This is a genomic window from Aeromonas sp. CU5 (assembly GCF_002586745.1).
GTDB lineage: Bacteria > Pseudomonadota > Gammaproteobacteria > Enterobacterales > Aeromonadaceae > Aeromonas > Aeromonas sobria.
Genome location: NZ_CP023817.1, coordinates 192564 through 212951, shown reverse-complemented (window position 1 = coordinate 212951; position 20388 = coordinate 192564). Strand labels below are relative to the sequence as shown.

General features: G+C 60.6%; 16 protein-coding genes and 1 riboswitch. Of the genes, 10 read left to right on the top strand and 6 right to left on the bottom strand.

Annotated features, from left to right (window positions below; translation table 11 throughout):
• Positions 1–97 precede the first annotated feature (97 nt).
• Positions 98–2692, bottom strand: coding sequence for a glycosyl hydrolase family 18 protein (locus CK911_RS00915; protein ID WP_098968674.1), 2595 nt, complete (start codon positions 2690–2692; stop codon positions 98–100).
• Between the two features lie 101 nt (positions 2693–2793).
• A riboswitch (cyclic di-GMP riboswitch) is annotated at positions 2794–2881 on the bottom strand.
• A 234-nt stretch (positions 2882–3115) separates the two neighbouring features.
• Positions 3116–6571, bottom strand: a complete 3456-nt coding sequence (locus CK911_RS00910) for a PAS domain-containing hybrid sensor histidine kinase/response regulator (RefSeq protein ID WP_098968673.1) — start codon at positions 6569–6571, stop codon at positions 3116–3118.
• Between the two features lie 224 nt (positions 6572–6795).
• On the opposite strand from CK911_RS00910, the gene CK911_RS00905 reads away from it, so the two are divergent.
• The 3 genes from CK911_RS00905 to CK911_RS00895 are packed head-to-tail and all read left to right on the top strand — an operon-like array spanning position 6796 to position 8863.
• A complete protein-coding gene (locus CK911_RS00905; RefSeq protein ID WP_042021696.1) occupies positions 6796–7419 on the top strand; it encodes a DUF2975 domain-containing protein in 624 nt (207 codons plus the stop codon).
• A gap of 9 nt (positions 7420–7428) precedes the next feature.
• A complete protein-coding gene (locus CK911_RS00900; RefSeq protein WP_098968672.1) occupies positions 7429–7638 on the top strand; it encodes a helix-turn-helix transcriptional regulator in 210 nt (69 codons plus the stop codon).
• 7 nt (positions 7639–7645) lie between these two features.
• Entirely contained in the window at positions 7646–8863 is a 1218-nt protein-coding gene (locus tag CK911_RS00895) for a hypothetical protein (RefSeq protein WP_098968671.1), read from the top strand.
• Positions 8864–8940: 77 nt separating this feature from the next.
• On the opposite strand, the gene CK911_RS00890 is transcribed toward CK911_RS00895, so the two are convergent.
• On the bottom strand, positions 8941–10095 hold the full coding sequence (locus tag CK911_RS00890) for a 3-phenylpropionate MFS transporter (RefSeq protein ID WP_098968670.1): 1155 nt from the start codon (positions 10093–10095) through the stop codon (positions 8941–8943).
• 290 nt (positions 10096–10385) lie between these two features.
• Positions 10386–12491: a TonB-dependent hemoglobin/transferrin/lactoferrin family receptor gene (locus CK911_RS00885; protein ID WP_098968669.1), complete on the bottom strand. Its 2106-nt coding sequence runs from the start codon at positions 12489–12491 to the stop codon at positions 10386–10388.
• Positions 12492–12686: 195 nt separating this feature from the next.
• On the opposite strand from CK911_RS00885, the gene CK911_RS00880 reads away from it, so the two are divergent.
• Genes CK911_RS00880 through CK911_RS00870 form a run of 3 tightly spaced genes read left to right on the top strand, consistent with a single transcriptional unit; the run spans position 12687 to position 14659 of the window.
• Complete coding sequence (locus CK911_RS00880) at positions 12687–13658, top strand: ChaN family lipoprotein (RefSeq protein ID WP_098968668.1); 972 nt, start codon at positions 12687–12689, stop codon at positions 13656–13658.
• A gap of 25 nt (positions 13659–13683) precedes the next feature.
• Positions 13684–14238: a cysteine hydrolase family protein gene (locus CK911_RS00875; RefSeq protein WP_068976874.1), complete on the top strand. Its 555-nt coding sequence runs from the start codon at positions 13684–13686 to the stop codon at positions 14236–14238.
• Between the two features lie 37 nt (positions 14239–14275).
• A complete protein-coding gene (locus CK911_RS00870; protein ID WP_042021714.1) occupies positions 14276–14659 on the top strand; it encodes a hypothetical protein in 384 nt (127 codons plus the stop codon).
• Positions 14660–14750: 91 nt separating this feature from the next.
• Here CK911_RS00870 and hutZ read toward each other — a convergent pair whose 3' ends face one another.
• The gene (gene hutZ, locus CK911_RS00865; RefSeq protein ID WP_098968667.1) at positions 14751–15308 is read right to left on the bottom strand and encodes a heme utilization protein HutZ; all 558 of its coding nucleotides are present in this window, start codon (positions 15306–15308) and stop codon (positions 14751–14753) included.
• Positions 15305–15817 carry a heme utilization cystosolic carrier protein HutX gene (hutX, locus tag CK911_RS00860; protein ID WP_098968666.1) on the bottom strand — a complete coding sequence of 171 codons (513 nt, stop codon included), beginning with the start codon at positions 15815–15817 and terminating at the stop codon, positions 15305–15307. The genes hutZ and hutX overlap by 4 nt, the downstream gene beginning before the upstream one ends.
• A gap of 171 nt (positions 15818–15988) precedes the next feature.
• Between hutX and CK911_RS00855 the strand changes: the two genes are divergently transcribed.
• The 4 genes from CK911_RS00855 to CK911_RS00840 all read left to right on the top strand — a co-directional run bounded on the left by CK911_RS00855 (position 15989) and on the right by CK911_RS00840 (position 20256).
• Entirely contained in the window at positions 15989–16840 is an 852-nt protein-coding gene (locus tag CK911_RS00855) for a hemin ABC transporter substrate-binding protein (protein WP_098968665.1), read from the top strand.
• Positions 16837–17868 carry an iron ABC transporter permease gene (locus tag CK911_RS00850; RefSeq protein ID WP_172953931.1) on the top strand — a complete coding sequence of 344 codons (1032 nt, stop codon included), beginning with the start codon at positions 16837–16839 and terminating at the stop codon, positions 17866–17868. The genes CK911_RS00855 and CK911_RS00850 overlap by 4 nt, the downstream gene beginning before the upstream one ends.
• A gap of 11 nt (positions 17869–17879) precedes the next feature.
• Positions 17880–18692 carry a heme ABC transporter ATP-binding protein gene (locus CK911_RS00845; protein ID WP_098968664.1) on the top strand — a complete coding sequence of 271 codons (813 nt, stop codon included), beginning with the start codon at positions 17880–17882 and terminating at the stop codon, positions 18690–18692.
• A 205-nt stretch (positions 18693–18897) separates the two neighbouring features.
• Positions 18898–20256 carry an endonuclease/exonuclease/phosphatase family protein gene (locus CK911_RS00840; protein WP_098968663.1) on the top strand — a complete coding sequence of 453 codons (1359 nt, stop codon included), beginning with the start codon at positions 18898–18900 and terminating at the stop codon, positions 20254–20256.
• Positions 20257–20388: the final 132 nt, after the last annotated feature.

Here is a 20388-nt window from a genome sequence, read left to right as displayed (position 1 = left end):
AATGACCTACTTCAAGCTTAGCCTTTCAACACATAATTGGGACAGAGCCATAAAAATGGGGCATGACTGGCATGCCCCGCGACCATTCAACTCTTGTTTATTTACAGCTGGCGGCCCCCACATCCTGCCAGACGTCGTGTTTGCCGGGCTCATTGCCCTTGGTCCAGTACTGCGCCTTCCACTGACGGCCGTTATAAGTGGTGATCTCGCCACCGTTGTAGGCCACGTTGGCATCCCAACCCAGTTGCACCTTGCTCACCAGCAGCCACTGATCCGTGGTGCGGCTCGGCTCGTTGCCCTGAGTCCAGTACTTGGCCTGCCACACCAGCTGGTTGTGGCTCACCTTGTCGCCGCTGTTATAGGTGGTTGCCGCTTTCCAAACTGGCCAATTGACCGCATCCGGATCAGTCGCCGTGCAACCACCGCCGCCGCTGGCCGGTTTGACCGTCAAACGGGTTGCCGCGCTGGCATCCAGCCCGCCGTCGGAAACGGTGAGGCTAAGATCATAACCGGTGTCGCTGGTCACGCTCGGGCCTGTCACCACCAGAGTGGCGCTGTTCTGGCCTGTCGCGGTGATGCCTGCTGGCACGCTCCACTGATAGGTCAGCGGATCGCCGTTAGGATCGGAGGCGGTGGCCTTGATGGTCACCTGCTTGCCCGCCTCCACAGAGGCTGTGGCTGGCACACTCACCACCGGTGCCAGGTTGGCTTGCGGCGCCTTGTTGGTGACAACAACCTGATCCTTGGCACTCAACTGCTGGTCATCGGTCACCGTCAGCTCGAACACCAGATTGATGTCGCTCGCCACGGCGTTCAATACCACCCGCGCCTTGGCCTGAGTGGCGTCGAGCAAGCCAGCCTGCGGCCCGGAGATCTGCTTCCAGCTGTAACTGAGAGCACTATTCTCCGGATCGTGGGAGGCCGAACCATCCAGCGTCACCTCGGTCGGACCGGTCACCTTGAGGTCACTGCCCGCGTTGGCCAATGGCGGCTTGTTGACCGGCGGCGTGATGCCACTGCCGTGGCCCAGCCCTTCGTGCATCGCATTGAGGATGTCGCCGTTGTCGGCGTCGATCTCCCAGGAGAAGAGGCCACCGAGCTGGTTGGCCAGCACATACTGCCCCTTGGCCTTGACCGAACGCTCATTGTCATAAGTGATGAGATCGCCAGTGGCCGCCTTGAACAGATAGGGCCCCTCGGCCACCTCGTCATAGCCCTGCTCCCAGCCAGCCCCCATCCGGTTGTTGACGATGTCGCGGTAATCCACCACCCCATCTTCCCAGGTTCCTTTCACCTTGCCGGTCGCCTTGCCGGTGAAGGGGTTGTTACCCTGATAGCCGCTCACCCCGGTCCAGCCACGGCCATACATGGCGGCACCGACCACCAGCTTGCCAGGATCTACCCCCTGCGCCAGCAGCTGATTGACCGCCTTGTCGGTGGTGTACTTGGTATTGGGATCCCAGCTCGCCGCATAGAGGTTGGTCTGGTGACCCAGCTCGGTGTTGCTCCAGCCACCGTTGTAGTCGTAGGTCATCATGAAGATGTGATCCATGTAGGGCTGGGCTGCCTTGTAGTCCACATCCTGGATCTTGTCGCCACCCGCCCCGATGGCCGAGGTGAGCTCATACTGGCGACCGGTCTCGGCCTCCAGCTCGTCGAGCATGGCCCGCAGCTCCTTCATCAGGGTCACATAGGTGGCACCATCGCTCGGGCTACCCAGCTTCGGGTTGGCGCCCTGTCCGCCCGGGTACTCCCAGTCGATATCAACGCCGTCGAAGAACTTCCAGGTCTGCAGGAACTCCTTCACCGAGCCGACGAACACATCGCGCTTGGTTTTGTCACCGAGGAAATAGAAGGGGTCGGAAAGGGTCCAGCCGCCGACCGAGGGGAGGATCTTGAGGTTCGGATAAGCCTGTTTCAGGGCCATCAGGTTGCCAAAGTTGCCCTTGTAGGGCTCATCCCAAGCGGAGAGATTGCCTTGCGACATCTGGACGGCAGCCCAGGGATCGTGCATCGCCACCTTGAAGTCGGCGCGACCGGCACACGCTTTCTGCAGCGCCTGGAAGCTCCCTTCGATCTCTTTGAGGCTGTCGTTGAGGCCATCCCCGCCACAGATGGGGGTGAAACCATAGAGGATATGGGTCAGGTTCTGGGCCGGGATCTTGTCGACGGTAAACTTGCGGCCATAGACCCCCCACTCCACATAGTAAGTCCCCACCACCTTGCCGGACTTGTTGGCGTAAGGCTTGTTGTTCTCCTGCAGCGCGGCCTTGAGTGGCGCCAGATGGCTGCCGTCGGTATCGGCGACCACTATCTCCTTCTTGTCGGAGAGGGTACATCCATCGGCGTTGCAGAGGGCTATCTGAGCCTGGTACCGCCCCCCTTTCTTCACCTTGAATTTAGCCGTTCCTGCAGCGGCAGAGGGGCCGGACCACATCTCCTTGCCATCAAACAGCACCTTGGCGGTCTGGCCAATATCGCCACTCCAGAGGTTCCAGCTCACTTCGACGTCAGCGGCATCCTTCCGCTTGACCAGATTGTTGTAGGCGCTGGCGGCTTGATCGACCTCCACAATGGCAAACTTGGTGGGGCCCGCGGCAATGGCAGGCTTGCCGGGGGGCGCAGCATAAACGGAAGTGGCACAACAGAGACCGACCGCGAGGGCCAGCATGGTAGGCTTTGGACTTAGCATTGTTATATTTCCCTATTTCGTTATGTAGGCAACGAAAAGGGCGACGCCCTGACAGGTAACCCAGAAGCAGTGCGGCCTCTTGGCAAAGGTGCACAACAACCTGTGGTGGCCCCGCTATCTCAAGTACGGCTCATCCCTGGACCGGAAGCTTTGCGTCCCGATCTCGCGATCGGTTTGCCCTTTAGCTACTTCATTCGCGATAAAAATAATCGCATCCCGACTATAGAGTGAGCGGATCAGGTGCGCTACTGTCGACTTTCACAACAAGTGGCTGACCAGAATGGCTATCGGTCGTTATCACACGAAATAGTGAAGGGATCATCGCCAATCCGGGGCCATGTATGACGAACCACCATGACGATGGTTGTCACCATATTTGTGCGGTTTTGTGAGCCGGTTCACGGCTTGCCGCCTGAGGTGCTGCTATCGCAGCAACAGGCTGTTCATCAGCGCCCGCAGTTTGAGCGGTTTGACCGGCTTGCTGATGTAGCCGTAACCTCCCTCGCGGATCTGCGCCTGCAACTCGCTCTTGCGATCGGCGCTGATGATGATGCCCCCCAGCTCGTCGCCACACACCAGCTGCAGCGCAGCCAGCGCCTCCAGCCCGGTCTTGCCGTCGTCGAGGTGATAGTCAGATAGCACCAGCCTAGGCACAAACCCTTCTGCCACCAGCACTTCGGCTTCGGCCAGATCAACGGCGCAGCGCACCTCGCAGCCCCAGCGGCCGAGCAAGGTGCTCATGGCGGTCAGAATGTCCCGCTCGTTGTCGATGCAAAGCACGGCCACCCCCTCCAGCTGGCTGTCACGCACCACAGGCACGGCCAACTGATGGGGCACAACCGGGCGGGTCGCCAGATTGAGGGTCACCGCAAAGACCGACCCCTTGCCCGGCCAGCTCTGCAGGGTGAGCTGATGACCGAGCACTTGCGAGATGCCGCGGGCGATGGCGAGTCCCAGACCGAGCCCCTGCTCCTTGGCGGTGCGGGAGTGATCAAGGCGGGAGAACTCGTCGAAAATTGCCTCCTGTTTATCCTGCGGGATGCCGGGGCCATTGTCCCACACCTCGATGCGGATCTTCTCCCCGATCCGGCGACAGCCGAGCAGCACCCGGCCAGCCGGGTTATAGCGAAACGCATTGGTGAGGAAGTTCTGCAGCACCCGCCGCAGCAGCCGCACATCGCTGTGTACCGCATGCTTGCTCTCCACCACCGAGAAGTGGATTCCCCCCGCCTGCGCCAGCACGCCAAACTCCGCCTTGAGGTTGTCGAACAGATCGCGCAAGGCGAAGTCGATCTTCTTGGCCTTGAACTTGCCCGCTTCGAGCCGCGAGATATCGAGCAGATCGGTGATGAGATCTTCGGTCGCCCCCAATGCATCGTCGATATGGCGGGCGATGCGGGCCTGATCACCAGATGCTGGCAGCATCTCCAACAGGGAGGAGGTAAACAGCTTGGCGGCATTGAGAGGCTGAGTCAGATCGTGGCTGACCGCCGCCAGAAAACGGCTCTTGGAGTGGTTGGCCCGCTCCACCTGCTGGTTCACCAGCAGCAGCTGGCGGTTGAGTTCGGAGAGCTCGTGGGTGCGCTCGGCCACCCGCGCCTCCAGATGTTCGTTCGCTTCGCGCAGCACCCGTTCCGCATCGCGAAACGGGGTGATGTCGGTAAAGGTCATGACGAAACCACCGGCGGGCATAGGGTTGCCCTGCATCTCGATAACCCGCCCGTCCGGGCGCTCTCGCGCCGAGATATGGGCGCTGCCGCGCTTCATAAAGGCGACCCGCCGTGCCACATGGTCCTCGATATCGCCGGGGCCACAGAGCCCCTGCTCGGCGTTGTAGCGGATGATCTGCTCGATGGAGCGCCCCGCCTGAATAAGCCCCGGAGGATAGTGGAACAGCTCGATGTAGCGGCGATTCCAGGCCACCAGCCTGAGCTCCCGATCCACCACAGAGATCCCCTGCCCGATATGCTCGATCGCCCCCTGCAGCAGGCCGCGGTTGAAGCGAAACACGTCGGAGGCCTCATCGACAATGGTGGCAATCTCCTCCAGTTGCATGTTGCGCCCCTGCAGGGCCGAGGCGAGCACCAACCGCGCCGACGAGGTGCCAAATACCCCTGCCAGCAGCCGCTCGGTGTGGGCGATCAGCTCGGCCGAAGCCTGCATCTGGGGCGCCAAGGTGCCGCCCCGCTCACCGGCGAAGCGGCCAAAGGCGCGCTTAACCCGGCTCGAACCGACGAAGCGAGCCGCCAGCATCTCCAGCTCCTTGACCGAGACCCGCGCCTGATAGAGGGCGGCGGTATCACGGCTCGGCTTGCCGACGAAGTTGGCCGCTTGCAGCCGCTCGCTCACCGCCGGGCGCGACAGCAGGGAACCCACCACGTAGCCGAGCAGGTTGAGCACGAGACTCAGGAAGATGCACCAGGCGCCCAGGCTAAGATCGCGAAACGCGGGCCAGTCCGGCGGTGCCAGCAGCTCGGCCAGCGGTGAACCGGCCAGCAACCCGCTCTCCACCAGCAGGGTCACGAACCAGAGACTCACCCCGAGGAAGAGACCAAGATAGACCCCCTTGCGATTGCCGTGGCGCCAGTAGAGACCGAGCAGCAGGGCCGGTGCAAACTGGGCCACAGCGCCAAACGAGAGATAGCCGATGCGGGAGAGACTGGTGAGATCGCCGAGCCAAAGGTAGAGCCCCCAGGCCGCCAGCAAAATCAGCAGAATGGCGCCGCGGCGCACCTGCAGCAGCAGCCGCACCAGCCGTTCGTCGCGCCCCTGCCGCCAGAAACGGCGCAGCAGCACCGGCAGCACCAGATCGTTGCTCACCATGATCGCCAGCGCGATAGTGCAAACGATCACCATGCCAGTGGCCGCCGAAGTGCCGCCGAGAAAGGCCAGCATCGCCATGCCATCAAAACCGAGGGCCATCGGCAGGCTGATCACATAGGTGTCAGACGCCACCTCAGCCCCCAGCCACAGCTTGCCCGCCAGCGCCAGTGGCCAGATAAAGAGCCCCATCACGAACAGGTAGAGCGGGAAGATCCAGCGCGCCCAGTGCAGATCCTGCCCCTGATTGTTCTCCACCACAGTCACATGAAACTGGCGCGGCAGGCAGATGACGGCGCACATCGCCAGTACCGTATAGATGGCGAGCTCCAGCAGGTTGCCGGGGCTCACCGCCATCACCTGCGTAAAGAAGTCGCGGGTCACCTGCTCGTGGGCAACGCCGGGTTTGCTCAAAATCAGCCATAGGGCAAAGCCCCCCACCGCGATAAAGGCCAGCAGCTTCACCACCGATTCGAAGGCGATGGCCACCACCATCCCCCTGTGGTGCTCGGTGGCATCGAGATGGCGAGTACCGAACAGGATGCTGAACAGCGCCAACAGCAGAGTGACCCCGAGCGCCAGCTCGCTGGTGTTGCTGGTCGGGCTGATGCCACCGCTATTGACCATCAGCAGATCCAGCCCGGTGACGATGGCTTTGAGCTGCAACACCAGATAGGGGAGGATCCCCATGATGGCGATGAGAGAGATCACCATGGCGAGCCGCTGGGATTTGCCGTAACGGGCAGCGATAAAGTCGGCGATGGAGGTGATGTGCTCGCGCTTGGCCACCAGAATGAGGCGAGCCAGCAGCCGCCAGCCAAACAGAAAGACCAGCATGGGGCCAAGGTAGATGGGCACCGGCGACCAGGGGGATTCACTCGCCTGCCCCACGGTGCCGAAGAAGGTCCAGGAGGTGCAGTAGACCGCCAGCGACAGACTGTAGAGCAGCGGTTGCCCCTTGAGACGGTGCCGTTTGTGCTTGTCTGCCACGAAGGCGATCAGAAACAGCAGCCCCAGATAGGTGAGCGACAATCCGATCAGCAGCCATCCCTGGTGCATCGATAACTCCTTGTCCATGTTGAGTTTTTGTATACAACCTCGCCAGTCTAGAGAGGCAGCAGCCAAAAGTCATCCCCTTCGGACAGATTGAAATTATCGTTTTTCAATAAGTTTTGCCTTGACTGTATATCGTAAAACGATAAACATTCGCCCATCTGCATATTGATAAACAATAAACTTAAAACCATTCCGCCAGCGGGATGGCGCCCACCATGAGGTTCATGATGAGAACGACCAAACTTGAACGCCTGAGCGTTCTGATCGAGTGGCTGCTGCTGTTTGCCCTGCTCGCCACCCCCACCATTACCCTGATGGAGACCTGGTCCCACCTGTTGGGCGGCAATGACCTGCTGCAAGAGGAGCTCAACCAGATCATCCACAGCAGCGGCTCGCACATTCTCAACGGCGTGCCGCTGGCCAATGGTGAAACGCCATCCCTCGACCTCATCCCGCAGCCCCCCCTTACCATGGCCGACTATCCGCTGCGCACCGCCAACCGGCTGCTCGGCACCCTGGTGCAGTTGCTGCCGGATCTGGTCTTCATGCTGATGCTGTGGCAACTGCGTCAGCTGTTTCGTGGCTACCGCGCCGGTCTGCTCTTCACCTTCGAGCAGATCCGCCGCTATCGGCAGATCGGTGTGCTGCTCTGTGTATCCTTCCTGGTCGAGCTGATCCAGACCCCCTTGCTCGATACCGTCCTCACCATGAGCGGCCCCGAGATACATGGCTCCGTCTCTATCAGCTCGTCCGATTTCCGGCTGCTGCTAGCGGGACTCATCGTACTGGCGCTGGCACTGGTGATGCGCGAGGCCAAACTGCTGGCCGACGAACAGCAACTGACGGTGTAAGTGGAGCCTATGTCCATCATCATCCGGCTCGATGCCCTGCTGGCCGAACGCAAGATGACCGCCCGCGAGCTGGCACAGCGCATCGACATCACCGAGGCCAACCTCTCGGTCCTCAAAAATGGCCACGCCAAGGCGGTGCGCTTCTCCACTCTGGAGGCCATCTGCCGTGAACTCAAATGCCAGCCCGGCGATCTGCTGGGCTACGAGCAGGAGCGCTAACCCCCTTATGAGTCGTCATCTCACCCTGTTTGCCCTGTGGCTGCTGCCACTGTGGGCCTGCGCCGCCGATGGCGCGAGCGGCCCCCGCTACCTTATCGAGCAGGGCGCCAGCGCCAATCTGCTACAAGTTCACCTCACCATGCAGGGTGATCCCCCTTTTACCCTGCTCCCCGCCCGCCAGTTGCCGGGCAGTGCAACGCCGGTTTCCCCCGCGCTGGTCTGCCTTGCAGACAACCAGCCGGTTGCCCTCAACCAGCCCTTCTCTTGCAAGGAGGTAGGCTGGCAGATCACGCTCACACCCGCTCCGGCACTGGGAGCGGATGCCTCGGCCCAACAGTCGCTGCTGTTTGCCCCCAACCAGTGGCTATTGACCGAGTGGGGCAATCTGGTGCGCCAGCTGGGGAGCCGCCGAGGGGAGATCTGTCTGCCGGATGGCTCCTGCCAACCGCTACCGAGTGTCAACCAGCCGCCGCTGATCCTGCCATTTGGTCTAGCCACTGTTCCTGTCAACAAGTCAGCTCCGCGGCTGGTGCTGAGCCATGATGAGACCGCCAATCAGCTCGATCTGCCGGCCTTGCAGCAGCAACTGAATGAGATCATCGACTATCTGGCCTTCCAGCTCGATGTGGCCCCGCCCACTCACCCGTGGCAACTGGTGTGGCTGGGACGAGATGTGGCGACTCGCTCCCTCGGCGGCGCCGCTGGGGATCAGGTGTTTGTCGCCAACTACCCCACCATGAATGGCAAGCCGACGCCACAGGCCCCCCTGCGCCTGCTGCGCACCTCGGCCCACGAGGCGGTGCACATCCTCAGCGCTCACCACTCTGCTCAACAGCCCACTTGGGTCAACGAGAGCCTCGCCGAGTACCTCGCCATCAAGGCGCTGCGCCGCTTTCGGCTGCATCAGGTCACGGCGGTCAACGAACTGGCCGAGCGAGGCAAACAGCTGCCCCATAGGGAGAGCGGGCTCTATCGGGCAGCCCGCGAGGTGCTGGCTGGCGATCGCTCCTACTACCCGCTCTTTTACGTCAAAGGGAGCGCCTTCTGGGAAGCGCTGGAGCGGGAGCTGCAACACAATGACGTGACGCTGGCCCAACTGCTACCCCAACTGAGCTGGTTGCCAGATGGCCGCTTTGATGCCGCCTCCAATGAGCGGCTTGCTGGCACCATCGGCTCGGATACCTGGCACCGCCTCAGCCGCCACTATTTTGGCGAGCAGCAATAACGCCGCAAACCGCAGCAACGAAAAAGGGAGAGCCGTGGCTCTCCCTGTTGCTAGGTGATGATTCAGATAGCCCAGTATCAGGCCGGAGCACTCTCCTGCGCAGACGGCGCAAAGGGGCGCAGCCGCAGGAAGAACACCGGCAACACCACCAGCACCATCAGGAAGAAGATGCCGCCGCCGAGGGGCTCGAACAGTACGCCGCAGATCGCCATCAAGGCCGCCACCGTCATGCCGAGGCCCAGGGCCGCATAGAGCGCCTGGGTCGGGATCAACTGCTCGGCGGGCAGCTGGCGAGTCATGAAACGCACCGCCCCCAGATGGCTCATGCCAAACGTGACCGCGTGCAGCAGTTGCCCCAGCACCAACACCCATAGCTCAGTCGAGGCCCCCAACAATACCCAGCGCACCACACAACCGATGGCACCGGCGATAAAGAGGCTCTGGGCACCAAAGCGCTGCAAGAACCGCTTGTCGGCGGCGAACATGCAGATCTCCGCCACCACCCCTAGCGCCCACAGATAGCCGATGATGGTGCCGCTATACCCTTGCGCCTTCCAGTAGATGGCACTGAAGCCGTAATAGGCGGCGTGGCTCCCCTGTAGCAGAGCTGTCAGCAGCAAGAAGCGGCGCACCGGCGCACTGCGCAGGGTTGCCAGCAAAGAGGCCTTGGCCCGCTCGCCCTGACTATCCTGCGGCGCCGGATAGAGCGGCAGCCAGCTGAGCAGCAGCATCAGCACCAACCCCGCCACCATGGTGTGCAAAATCCACTCGCTGCCAAAATTCCCTACCAGCGCCCCCACCAGCGTCGAGGCGACAATAAAGGCAAACGAACCGCACAGCCGCACCTTGCCGTAATCGAGGTGCGCCTGCACCACCATGCGGGTCGCCAGCGCCTCCCCCACCGGCATCAGGGTCGGATAGATAAAGTTCGCCAGCAGGGTCAAGCCCACCAGCCACCAGAGGTTATGACTGAGGTAGAAACCGAGAAAGGCCAGCAGACTGAGCAGGGAGAGCAATCGGGTAACCGGCAGCAGATGGCCCGCCCCCTTGATCTGCCCCATCACCATCAGGTTGCCGGCAAAGCGGATCGCCATCCCCGCCCCCAGCAGCAGACCTATCATCTCGGCGCTGACGCCCACCCCCTCCAGCCAGAGCGACCAGAACGGCAAGTAAGCGCCGTAGACAAAATAGAAGGCGCCGAAAAAGAGCGCTAACCAGGAGAACGCGGGCATAGATCCTCTGCAACCGGATGACGGGAGCAGAATGATAACCCATCCTCCCCCACAGATCCCGATGGAAACCCCGCGAAAAAAACGAAAAAACTTCAATAAAATTGAACTATTACCGAAGAAGCAGGGTCTACCTGGTAACACCTCCTCCTGGTTAGTGTTGCAATCCTTCCACCCGCCCATGGCGGGTTTCTTTTTTTAGGCAAACATCTGCTCTGCTCCATCGTCACAACATGGCGGCCACAAAAAAGGGGCCGAAGCCCCTTTGATCATCTGCGTCTGTTGTTTGCTCTTTAGAATACGTATTTGACCCGTGCGCTCAGGTTGCGGCCCGGCTCGGTCATGGCGCTGGTATCAGAGCCTTCGGCCCGACCGGCGATGCGCTCGTAGCTGGTGTACTCCTTGTCAAACAAGTTGAAGACCCCAACGTTGAGCTGCAGATCGGTCATCGGGTTGAACTGGGCGTACATATCCACCACGCCCCAACCGGCCGCCTTCACATACTCGTTGCCCTTGGCATCCTTGCGTACCTTGTCCATGTCGTCGGCAAAGCGCAGGGCGGTGTTGAAGTTCCACTGGAACTGTTCCAGACGCACACCGACAGAGCCGTTGAGCGGGCTCAGGCTGTTGATGTAGTTGCCATCCCCATCCTTGCCTTCAATGTAAGCCAGGTTGCCCCAGACATTGACGATGTCGTTGAGCCAGTAATCCGCCTTGGCCTCAACCCCTTTGGTGGTCGCCTTGCTCAGGTTCTGGTACTGGTAGACGGCGGTGCGCCCCTGTTGACCCACTTCCACCATCTCGATGAAATCATCGAACTTGTTGTAGAAGCTGGCTACTTCATAACTGAAACCGTTACTGCTGCCACGAACGCCGAGATCGATGCCGTCGCTGCTCTCCGGATTGAGATTCGGGTTGGGCTCGATACGGTAGCCATAGGCCTGATGGTTCAGGGTGGAGAAGGCGCTGTCGTACATAGGTGTCTTGAAGCCGTGGCTGTACTGGGCGAACAGGTTGGCCGCCTCGTGCGCCTTGAACACCAGACCCAGCTTGGGCGACAGCTCCCCTTCCGAGAACTTGTGCAGCTGGTCGCCGGTGTAGGCCGGATCCTTGTCCGGGGTCATCCGGTAGTAGTCATAACGGGCACCCGGGGTCAGCACCCAGCTCTCACCAAACTTGATCTCGTCAAAAGCCCACAGGGCGCTACGCTCGCTGGTGGTAGCCGGGAAACTCAGCTCGTTATAGCCAGCAAAATCACCGGGGGTGGTCGGCCCCTTGTAGCGGGTACGTTCGTTGCCGGTGTGCTCGTATTCAGCGCCCCAGGCCAGACGGTGGTTAGCCACTGCCTTGTGGAACTGCAGCTGGGCACCGATGTTCTTCTGATCGAACATGTTGTGATCCAGCGAGTTTTTGGTCACATAGGGGTTGCTCGGGTTAACCGGATATTTGGACGAAGCGTACTGATCCAGCGTCTGCTTGGTGCGAGCGAAGTAGACCTTGGTATCCATCCGATCGGCCCAGCTTTGATTGAGCGCGATACCGTGATCCAGCACCAGCGACAGGTTGTCGGTCTGCTTGTCAGTAATGGGCTGATCAAACACGCGGGCGGTGCCGGTACCGACCTTGTTGAGCTTGACTGCATCCGGCTCCTCGCCATCGGTCAGGTAGTCGACGGTCAACTTGAGGAACTGCTCATCGGAGAGGTTCCACTTGCTCTTGAGCAGCAGGGCGTGGGTGCCGATATCAAAGTCGCTCTTGCTGGAGTCGTAATTCTGGGTCACACCGCCATCGCGCCAGGTGTAGCGCAGCAGGTTCTCCACCTCGCCGGTGCGCAGGGCGCCGGTAAAGCCCGCCATCTTCTGGTGGCTGCTGGAGGCGTAACCACTGGTCACATCCAGATAGCTGTCTTTGCCCTTGAGGAAGTCGCTGGCATCCTTGGTGGTGATGGCGATAACGCCCCCTAGCGCATCGGAGCCATAGGCGGCAGAGGCCGGCCCCTTGGCCACTTCTATCTGCTTGATCATGTCGGTATCAAAGTAGCTCTGGCCAACCCCGCCCTTGCTGTAGGCATCGTTCTGGCGAACCCCGTCGCGCACCACCTTGACCCGGTTTTCCCCCATACCGCGGATGACGAAGGTCTGCGCATCCCCCTGACCGCCTAGCACGGTCACACCGGGCTCGTAGCGGAACAGATCGGCAACATTGGTGACGACCTGTTCTTCAATCTGCTTGGCGGTGATCACCGAGATGGGGCCGGATACATCTTCCAGTTTTTGCTCCATCCGTGAGCCGCTGACGACCATGACTTCATCTGCCTTGTGACTGGCAGCAAAGGCTTGGGAAGAGAGGCTGGCAGCCACGGCAAGGGCGACCAGAGAGAGTGCATTTTGATGGGTCACAGCGAATCCTTATTGAGAACTGTTATCAAACAGAGCGCATATTACCCAGCTCTCGACAAAGATCAACAAGAAACGAAATCATTCTCATTTTGCTTTGAACTGAATTGGTTTTACACTGTCGCCGTGTATTGCCCCTATATTCTTTTTTAGCCCCCCGCGATGCACTGCATCCGGACATATCAGCAGTGAGATCCCATGATTAGACGACTTCCCCTGCTTGCCCTGCCGCTGTTGCTGACCGCCTGCGCTACCCACACCCAACCGACCGTTCCCTCACAGCTACAGACGCTCTATGACTACCGGCTGAGCAATGACCGCCAAGAGGATCTGACCCTGACACAAGCGATCTCGCCTATTGCCGACGCCGATATCATCCTGGTGGGGGAGCTGCACAGCCACCCCGGTGTGCACCTGCTGCAATCACGGCTATTGACCGAACTTAATACCATCAGTCAACAAAACGGGCGGCAGCTGGCACTGTCCATGGAGCAGTTCAGCCGTGCCGACCAAGGGACGCTGGATGCCTATCTCGCCAACAAGATTGGCGAAGCGGCATTGATCCGTGAAGGCAACGCTTGGCCCAACTACCCCAGCGACTACCGCCCGCTGGTGGAATTTGCCAAGGCGCACCGGATGCCGGTGATCGCCGCCAACGCCCCCAAGCCACTGGTGAGCTGTGTCGGTCAGGAGGGGCCTGAGTGGCTCGACAAGCTGCCGGTCACTCGCCGCAGCCAACTAGCCCGCCAACTGACCCTGGGTGATGACCCCTATCGCCAGAAGTTCATGGCCTCTATGCATCACGGCGATGCCGACAGCAACGCCCGCCGCTTCGCCGCCCAGACCAGTTGGGACGACACCATGGCCGAGAGCATGGTGGATTACCTCGCCACGCACCCGGGCCAGCAGATCATGCACATTGCAGGCAACTTCCATGTCGAAGGGGGGCTTGGACTGGCCAGTCGCATCGCCAGTCGTAATCCGTCACTCAAAGTCGCGCTGGTGGTTCCCCGGATAGATGAGACCTCTGTTGCAGATCGCGCAACCGATGTGCAGGTTAGCCTGATGCCGCTGCCACAGCGCTGGCAAAGCGATGCGGAAATGAAGCAAGATATGAGTGCGCTGCATCAATCCCGCAGTCGTGACTGTAGCCAGTGGCTACAACCCTAATTTTCCAGGATACGGCGGGTAAAATATGGATGTATTACTGATCATCGATGTGCAGCAAGGGGTCATGAAAGCGACCAACTACCAGCAACAGCAAGTGCTGGCCAATATCAACCGGACTGCGGCCCATGTCAGACAGCAACAGGGACGCGTCATCTATATCCAACATGACTCGCCACCCGGCACCGAACTGGAGCCCGGCACGCCGGGTTGGCAGCTCCATTCTGAACTGCAACCCGCCAAGGGAGATAGCCGGGTGCGCAAGACGGCGAGCGACAGCTTTCTCGATACCGAGCTAGCCTTCCTGCTAGCCGAGCAGCCGGTCGATCGGCTCATTATCTGTGGCTGTGCCACCGATTTTTGTGTCGATACCACGGTACGCAGTGCTGCTACCCATGGCTTCGAGGTGTTGGTATTGAGCGATGGCCACTCCACCGCCGATCGCCCGCACCTGAGCGCCGCCCTGATTGTCGAGCATCATCACTGGATGTGGCGCCACCTCAGCCTGCCGGAGGGGCGACGTGTGACCCTGCTCACCACCGACGAGCTGCTGGCAGTCACTCCTGCCCTGCAGCCATGTTAATCTACTAATCTTGCTGCATTTTTCACTGGAGTCTGTCGTGCGTTTGTTGCCCGCTAGCCTGTTGTTGCTGTTTCCGCTGCTCAATGGTTGCAGCAGCCTGCCGGGGCAAGCCTATGATGGCCCCGAACCACTGTTTCTGACTCACATCAACGAGGAGGGAAGCAAGCGGTTTACCTTTGAAGCCGCGCCCAACGATACTTTGCCGCGCGGCCTATCTGCGGTTCAGAGCCAGCGATTGCTGGAACAACGGGAGGCGCTACAAGAGAACTTGCTGACCGAGACCCTGGCGAGCAAACAATATTGCCGAGAAGGGTACATAGTGCTGAGCCAGAGCTCATGGAAAGTTCGAGGCGAGTGTAACGAGACGGCAATTGATGCGGATCGCCGCACCTTTCCCAACAAGGCCTCCTGGCAAGATTGAGTAAGCCAGACGACGAGATAGCGCAATAAAAACGGGCAGCCAAGTGGCTGCCCGTTTTGTTATGGCTGCTGTCGTGATCGACAGGGGATCGTCAAACCGGTGCATCGGCCGGACTGGTGAGCTCGGCACCGGTGTCAATGCGCTTGTGCCCTTCCACCAGATGGACGAAATCCACCAGCTCGTCACCGGAGACCGCAAACGCCTGGCCGAAGCCCTTGACGAACAGCCCCTGCTCCGGCTTGAGGCGGAACAGCTTGAAATCTTTGAGGTTGGAGAGACCCTTGATGATCTCGCCAAAACGCCCTTCCAGCGCAGCGACCGCCTTGCTCCAGCGAGCGTCATCACGGGCGACCACTTCAGCTACCGCATCGAAGGTCAAGCGCTTGCGGGCAAACAGCTCACGGGCACCGCTCTCATCCTCGATCAGCATCAGGGATACCCGGGGCACCTGTTGCAGATTGCGGGCGTGGCGGGCGATCTCGGAGATCAGCACATAGTAGCCATCCTCTTGCAGCACGAAGGGAGCGTAACTGGCGTTGGGATTGCCTTCGCTATCGACAGTGGCGAGCTGCAGGGTACGACAGCTGTCACGAAACTCGCGGATCTCCGGTTGCAGACGGTTCTGCAGACGTTCCTGACGTTCACTCATGCTTTGACTTCCTCTTGAGACTGTTGGCGCAGGGCCATAAAACGGGTGACCTGATCGGCCAGCAGCTGACGTTTCTCGTCACGACCCAGATAGACCTTGAAGATGCAGCGACCAGAGTGACCGAAGAACTGGAAGGAGTGCCCCTCCTTGCCCATGAACAATTTGCTGACCAGCGCAATCCCCGCCACGTTGTCGAGCTTGAGGTGGCCATGCAGCTCGCCGTCACGGCCCATCAGGTTGTAGTAGCCGCGCGCATCCTTGCCTTTCGGGAAGGGGGCTTTTACCTCGAAGATGGAACCATCAGATTCAACGATGGTGGTGACATGACCCCAATCGGCCAGATCTTCCAGCAGACCTTGGGCTCGCTCGGCAGGCAGCAGGGTCACCAGCTCGGCGGGCAGATGGCGAACCACCTGCCACTCACTCACGCTGAGCTGAGCGGCCAGCGTAGAAGGATGGGCGCCGGGATCCTGCTCCAGCAGCGCGTGAATGCGTTGTGCAATGCTCATGTTTTCTCCCTCGACGAGACACCTTTGTCCCGCTCTTTATCATGGTCGCTACTCTAATAAAGCACTGACACCAATGCAATTGATAATTGCTATCATTATCAGTGCAATTTATTCAAAGCCTTGATATTCTCGGCGGCACACCCGTTACATTCACCCTTTTCGGAGGTTAGCATGGGCCGTCGTTTTGCCCTCGCCATCACCCTGCTCTGCAGTTCACTGCACCCCTTCTCTGTCGTTGCCGCCGACGGAGAGAAAGAGCGTATCGTCAGTATCGGCCCGGCCACCACAGAACTCATTCTGGCCCTTGGTGGTGAGTCCAGCCTGATCGCTACCGATGTCAGCAGCCCCTTGCCAAAAGGGCTGCCCAAGGTGGGCTATCACCGGGCACTGGCCGCCGAAGGGATCCTGAGTCTCTCCCCCACCCGACTGGTAGGCAGCGACGAGATGGGCCCGGCCCCGACCCTGGATCAGCTGCGCCGCGCCGGGGTCAAGGTGGAGGTGCTGGATACCGCACCGACTCTGGCCAACCTCAACCAGCGTATCGACACCCTCTCCAGCCTGCTGGGCGACAAAGCGGCTGGCGATCGCCTGAAGGCGAAGATCCAGGCCCAGACCGATCAGCTGGCGGCGCAAGCCAAACAGAACAAGCCGCTCAAGGTCGCCTTCCTGCTGCTGCACAAAGGGCAACCCACCAGCATCGCCGGGGGTGACACCACTGCCAGCGCGCTGGTCTCGCTGGCAGGGGGCATCAATCCGGCCGCCGAATTGCGCAACTACAAGCCGGTATCCGCCGAATCCCTCATCGAGATGCAGCCCGATCTGGTGCTGGTCAGCGGTCGTGACTGGCAGCAATATGCCGATCCGGCCAAGGTGCTGGCAGAGGTGCCCGCACTGGCCGCCACCCCGGCTGGCAAGCGCAACGCCATTCACGCCATCGACGGTCACGCCCTGCAAGGGGGCCTGAGCCTCAACTCCCTGCAACAGGCGAACCAGATCGCCCAGTGGATCAAACAGGGGTCATGATGCGCTTGCCCCTCTCCTGGCTGCTAGCCTTCACCACGGCCGCACTGGCGCTATTGCTGCTCGGTTCGCTGGCAACCGGCCCCATGACGCTCACCCTGGGCGAGAGTCTGCGGGCGCTGTTTGCCGGGCAGGAGAGCGGGATTGAGGCGCACAAACTGCTGATCGTGCAAGGGATCCGTCTGCCCAGAACCCTGCTTTGCATCGCGGTGGGGGGCATTCTCGGGCTCTGTGGCGCCGTGATGCAGGGGCTGTTTCGCAACCCCCTGGCCGACCCCGGCATCATAGGTGTCTCCGGCGGTGCCGCACTGGGGGCGGCGCTCGCCATCGTGCTGCTGGCCCCCCTTGGCCAACAGTTGCAAGCCACCATCGGGGTTGGCCTGCTGCCCCTGCTCGCCTTTCTCGGCGGCGCGCTCACCACCACCCTGGTCTATCTGCTCGGCACCCGCGAGGGGGGCACCTCGGTCACCGTCATGCTGCTGGCCGGGGTCGCCATCACGGCGCTCTCCGGCGCGGTGATCGGCCTGCTCACCTATCTGGCGGACGATCAGATGCTGCGCAACCTGAGCCTGTGGCAAATGGGAACGCTGGCGGCAGGCAAACCGGCCGATGTGGCGCTGGCCCTGCTCACCCTGGCGGCGCTGCTGTGGCTCTTTATGCGCGATGCCAATCCCCTCAACGCCCTGCTACTGGGTGAAGGGGAAGCCCGTCATCTGGGGGTCAATGTGCAGTCCCTCAAGCGCCGCCTCATTCTGCTCACCGCAGCAGGCGTCGGGGTGGCGGTGGCGGTATCGGGGATGATCGGTTTCGTCGGACTGGTAGTGCCCCATCTGGTGCGCCTGCTGGCAGGCCCCAACCATGTCCGGTTGCTGCCGCTCTCGGCCCTGCTTGGCGCCGCCCTGCTGCTGGCGGCAGACATGCTGGCGCGCACCCTGCTGGCACCAGCCGAACTGCCGGTGGGCATTATCACCGCCTTGATCGGCGCCCCCTTCTTTATCTGGCTGCTGGTAACCGGCCGCCGCGCCCTGTGATACGGACTGTTATGCAACCACTCTCATCCTCACTCTCCTCCCCCCTGTTGACCTGCTCCCGGCTCAGCCTGCGCCGTGGCCAGCGCCAGATCCTGGATGGGCTCGATCTGAGCCTTGAGAGCGGCACCCTCACCGCCCTGCTTGGCCCCAATGGGGCGGGCAAGAGTTCACTGCTCAAGTGCCTGACCGGCGAGCTGGAATATGAGGGCGCCATCACCCTGTTTGGCGAAAATCGCCAGCAGTGGAGCGGCAAGCAGCTGGCTCACCGGCTCGGGGTATTGCCGCAAAGCTCGTCCCTCAACTTCCCCTTTCTCTGCGAAGAGGTGGTCGCCATGGGGCGCTTGCCTCACAGTGAACCGGCAACCCGGCGTGACGAGATAGTGGCGGCAGCCATGACCCATGCCGGGGTCGAGCATCTGGCCAAGCGGCTCTATCCGGGACTCTCCGGCGGCGAGCGGCAGCGGGTGCAGTTTGCCCGGGTGCTGGCGCAGATCTGGCAGGCCCCCTCCCCGACAGATCAGGCCGAGCAACCCCGCTTGCTGCTGCTCGACGAGCCCACCTCGGCCCTCGATCTGAAATACCAGCATCAGCTGCTCACCATGGCGCGCGCCCTGGCCAGCCGTAATACCGCGGTGCTGGTGGTACTGCACGACCTCAATCTGGCGGCGCGCTATGCCGATCGGCTGGTGATGCTGGAGCGGGGCAAGCTGATGGCCGATGGCACACCTGCCGAGGTGCTGACCCCTGAGCTGATTGCCCGTCTCTATGACTATCCGGCCCAGGTGATCCACCACCCCGAGAGCGGCCTGCCGATGGTGGTGTAACGCTTTTCGATTTAACAGCTAGAAAAAACGTTTTCATTTGATTCTTTAAGCTCATCTGCGACATAAAAAAATTGTGATTGCGTAAAATTTAGTGTGATGAGAATCACATTTAATCGATGGATAAATCCAAGTGCGATTGAGTAAAAACTACAATACCGCCGCCTCACAGAAGGCTCGACTCAATTGATGCTACGGAATAATTACAATGAAAAACCTCAACAAAACCCTACTGGCTGCCGCCATTTCTCTCGGGATGCTGGCTGGCTGCAACAGCGACAACGACTCAAAGGCTGCTGATCCCATGGTACGTTTCGCCACCTTTAACCTCTCTTTTGACCGCACTGCCGCCGGTATGCTGACCGGGGAGCTGGCACTGACCCGTACCGCGCAGGATGCGCTGCTGGCCCGCCTCGCCGAAGGGAGCCTGAGTGGCACAGAAGAAACCAAAGCCAAGAACGTGCAGCAGATCCGCAACGTGGCCGAGATCATCCAGCGCACTCGGCCAGATGTGTTCCTGCTAAACGAATTCGACAACGATGGCAAAGGCGAAAACACCGCCGACCTGAAAGCCTTCAACGACAACTATCTGGCCCACGCCCAGCACAGTGAAGTGACTGCCATCAGCTATCCGGTGATGCAGAACTTCGCCACCAATACCGGCCTGCAAAGCGGTTATGATCTCAATCTCGACAACAAGACCACTGGCGACGATGCCTGGGGCTTTGGCAACTACCACGGCCAGTACGCCTTTGCGGTGATGTCCAAATATCCGATTGATACCAAGCAGATCCGTACCTTCCAGAAGTTCAAGTGGAAGGATATGCCGGGCGAGCAGAACCCCATCATCGATGACTGCAATAACCCCAAGGCCAAGATCCCTGCCAACCGCCAGTGTGGCGATGCCTGGTATGACGATGCGGCCTGGCAGCAGTTCCCGCTCTCCTCCAAGAACCACGCCGATGTGCCGGTGCTGATCAAAACCGACAAGGGTGAAGAGGTTATTCACTTCCTGATCTCCCACCCAACTCCCCCCATCTTCGGCAATGCGGCTCGCCACAACGTCAAGCACAACCGTGCCGAGATCGCCTTCTGGAACGATTACGTCAAGGGTCTTGGCTACATGACCGATGACAAGGGCACCAAAGGTGGACTGACCAAAAACGCCAAGTTCGTTATCGCGGGCGATCTCAACGCCGACCCGCAAACTGGCGACGGCGATCTGACCGCCATCCAGGCGCTGCAGGACAACGCCCTGATGAACCAGGCCGTCACCAATGGCACCTTGATCCCGGTGAGCGAAGGGGGTCCCGAGTGCCTGGCCACTCAGCCGCAACTCTGTTCACGTAACAACAATCGTCCGAACCCTGAGCGGATCACCAGCAGCAGCGGCTTGCAGCTGGATCACGTGATCCCCTCCGCCAACCTCAATGCGGTCAAGAGTGGCATCTTCTGGCCTGCCAGCTTCGAGGCCGGTTATCACCTGGTCTATGATGCGAAACTCGGCATCGCCAAGGGGGTCAGCTCGGATCACCGTCTGGTCTGGGTCGATTTCAAACTCGATTGAGCCATGCGCTGACTGCCAATTCGGGGGCCTCTTGGCCCCCTTTTTGTTGCCGCAACAGGCCCCTCGCAGCCGTCATCACCGCCACCATACTGATTAACCAGACAGTTAGCGCCCGCCACTGCGTCAGATGAT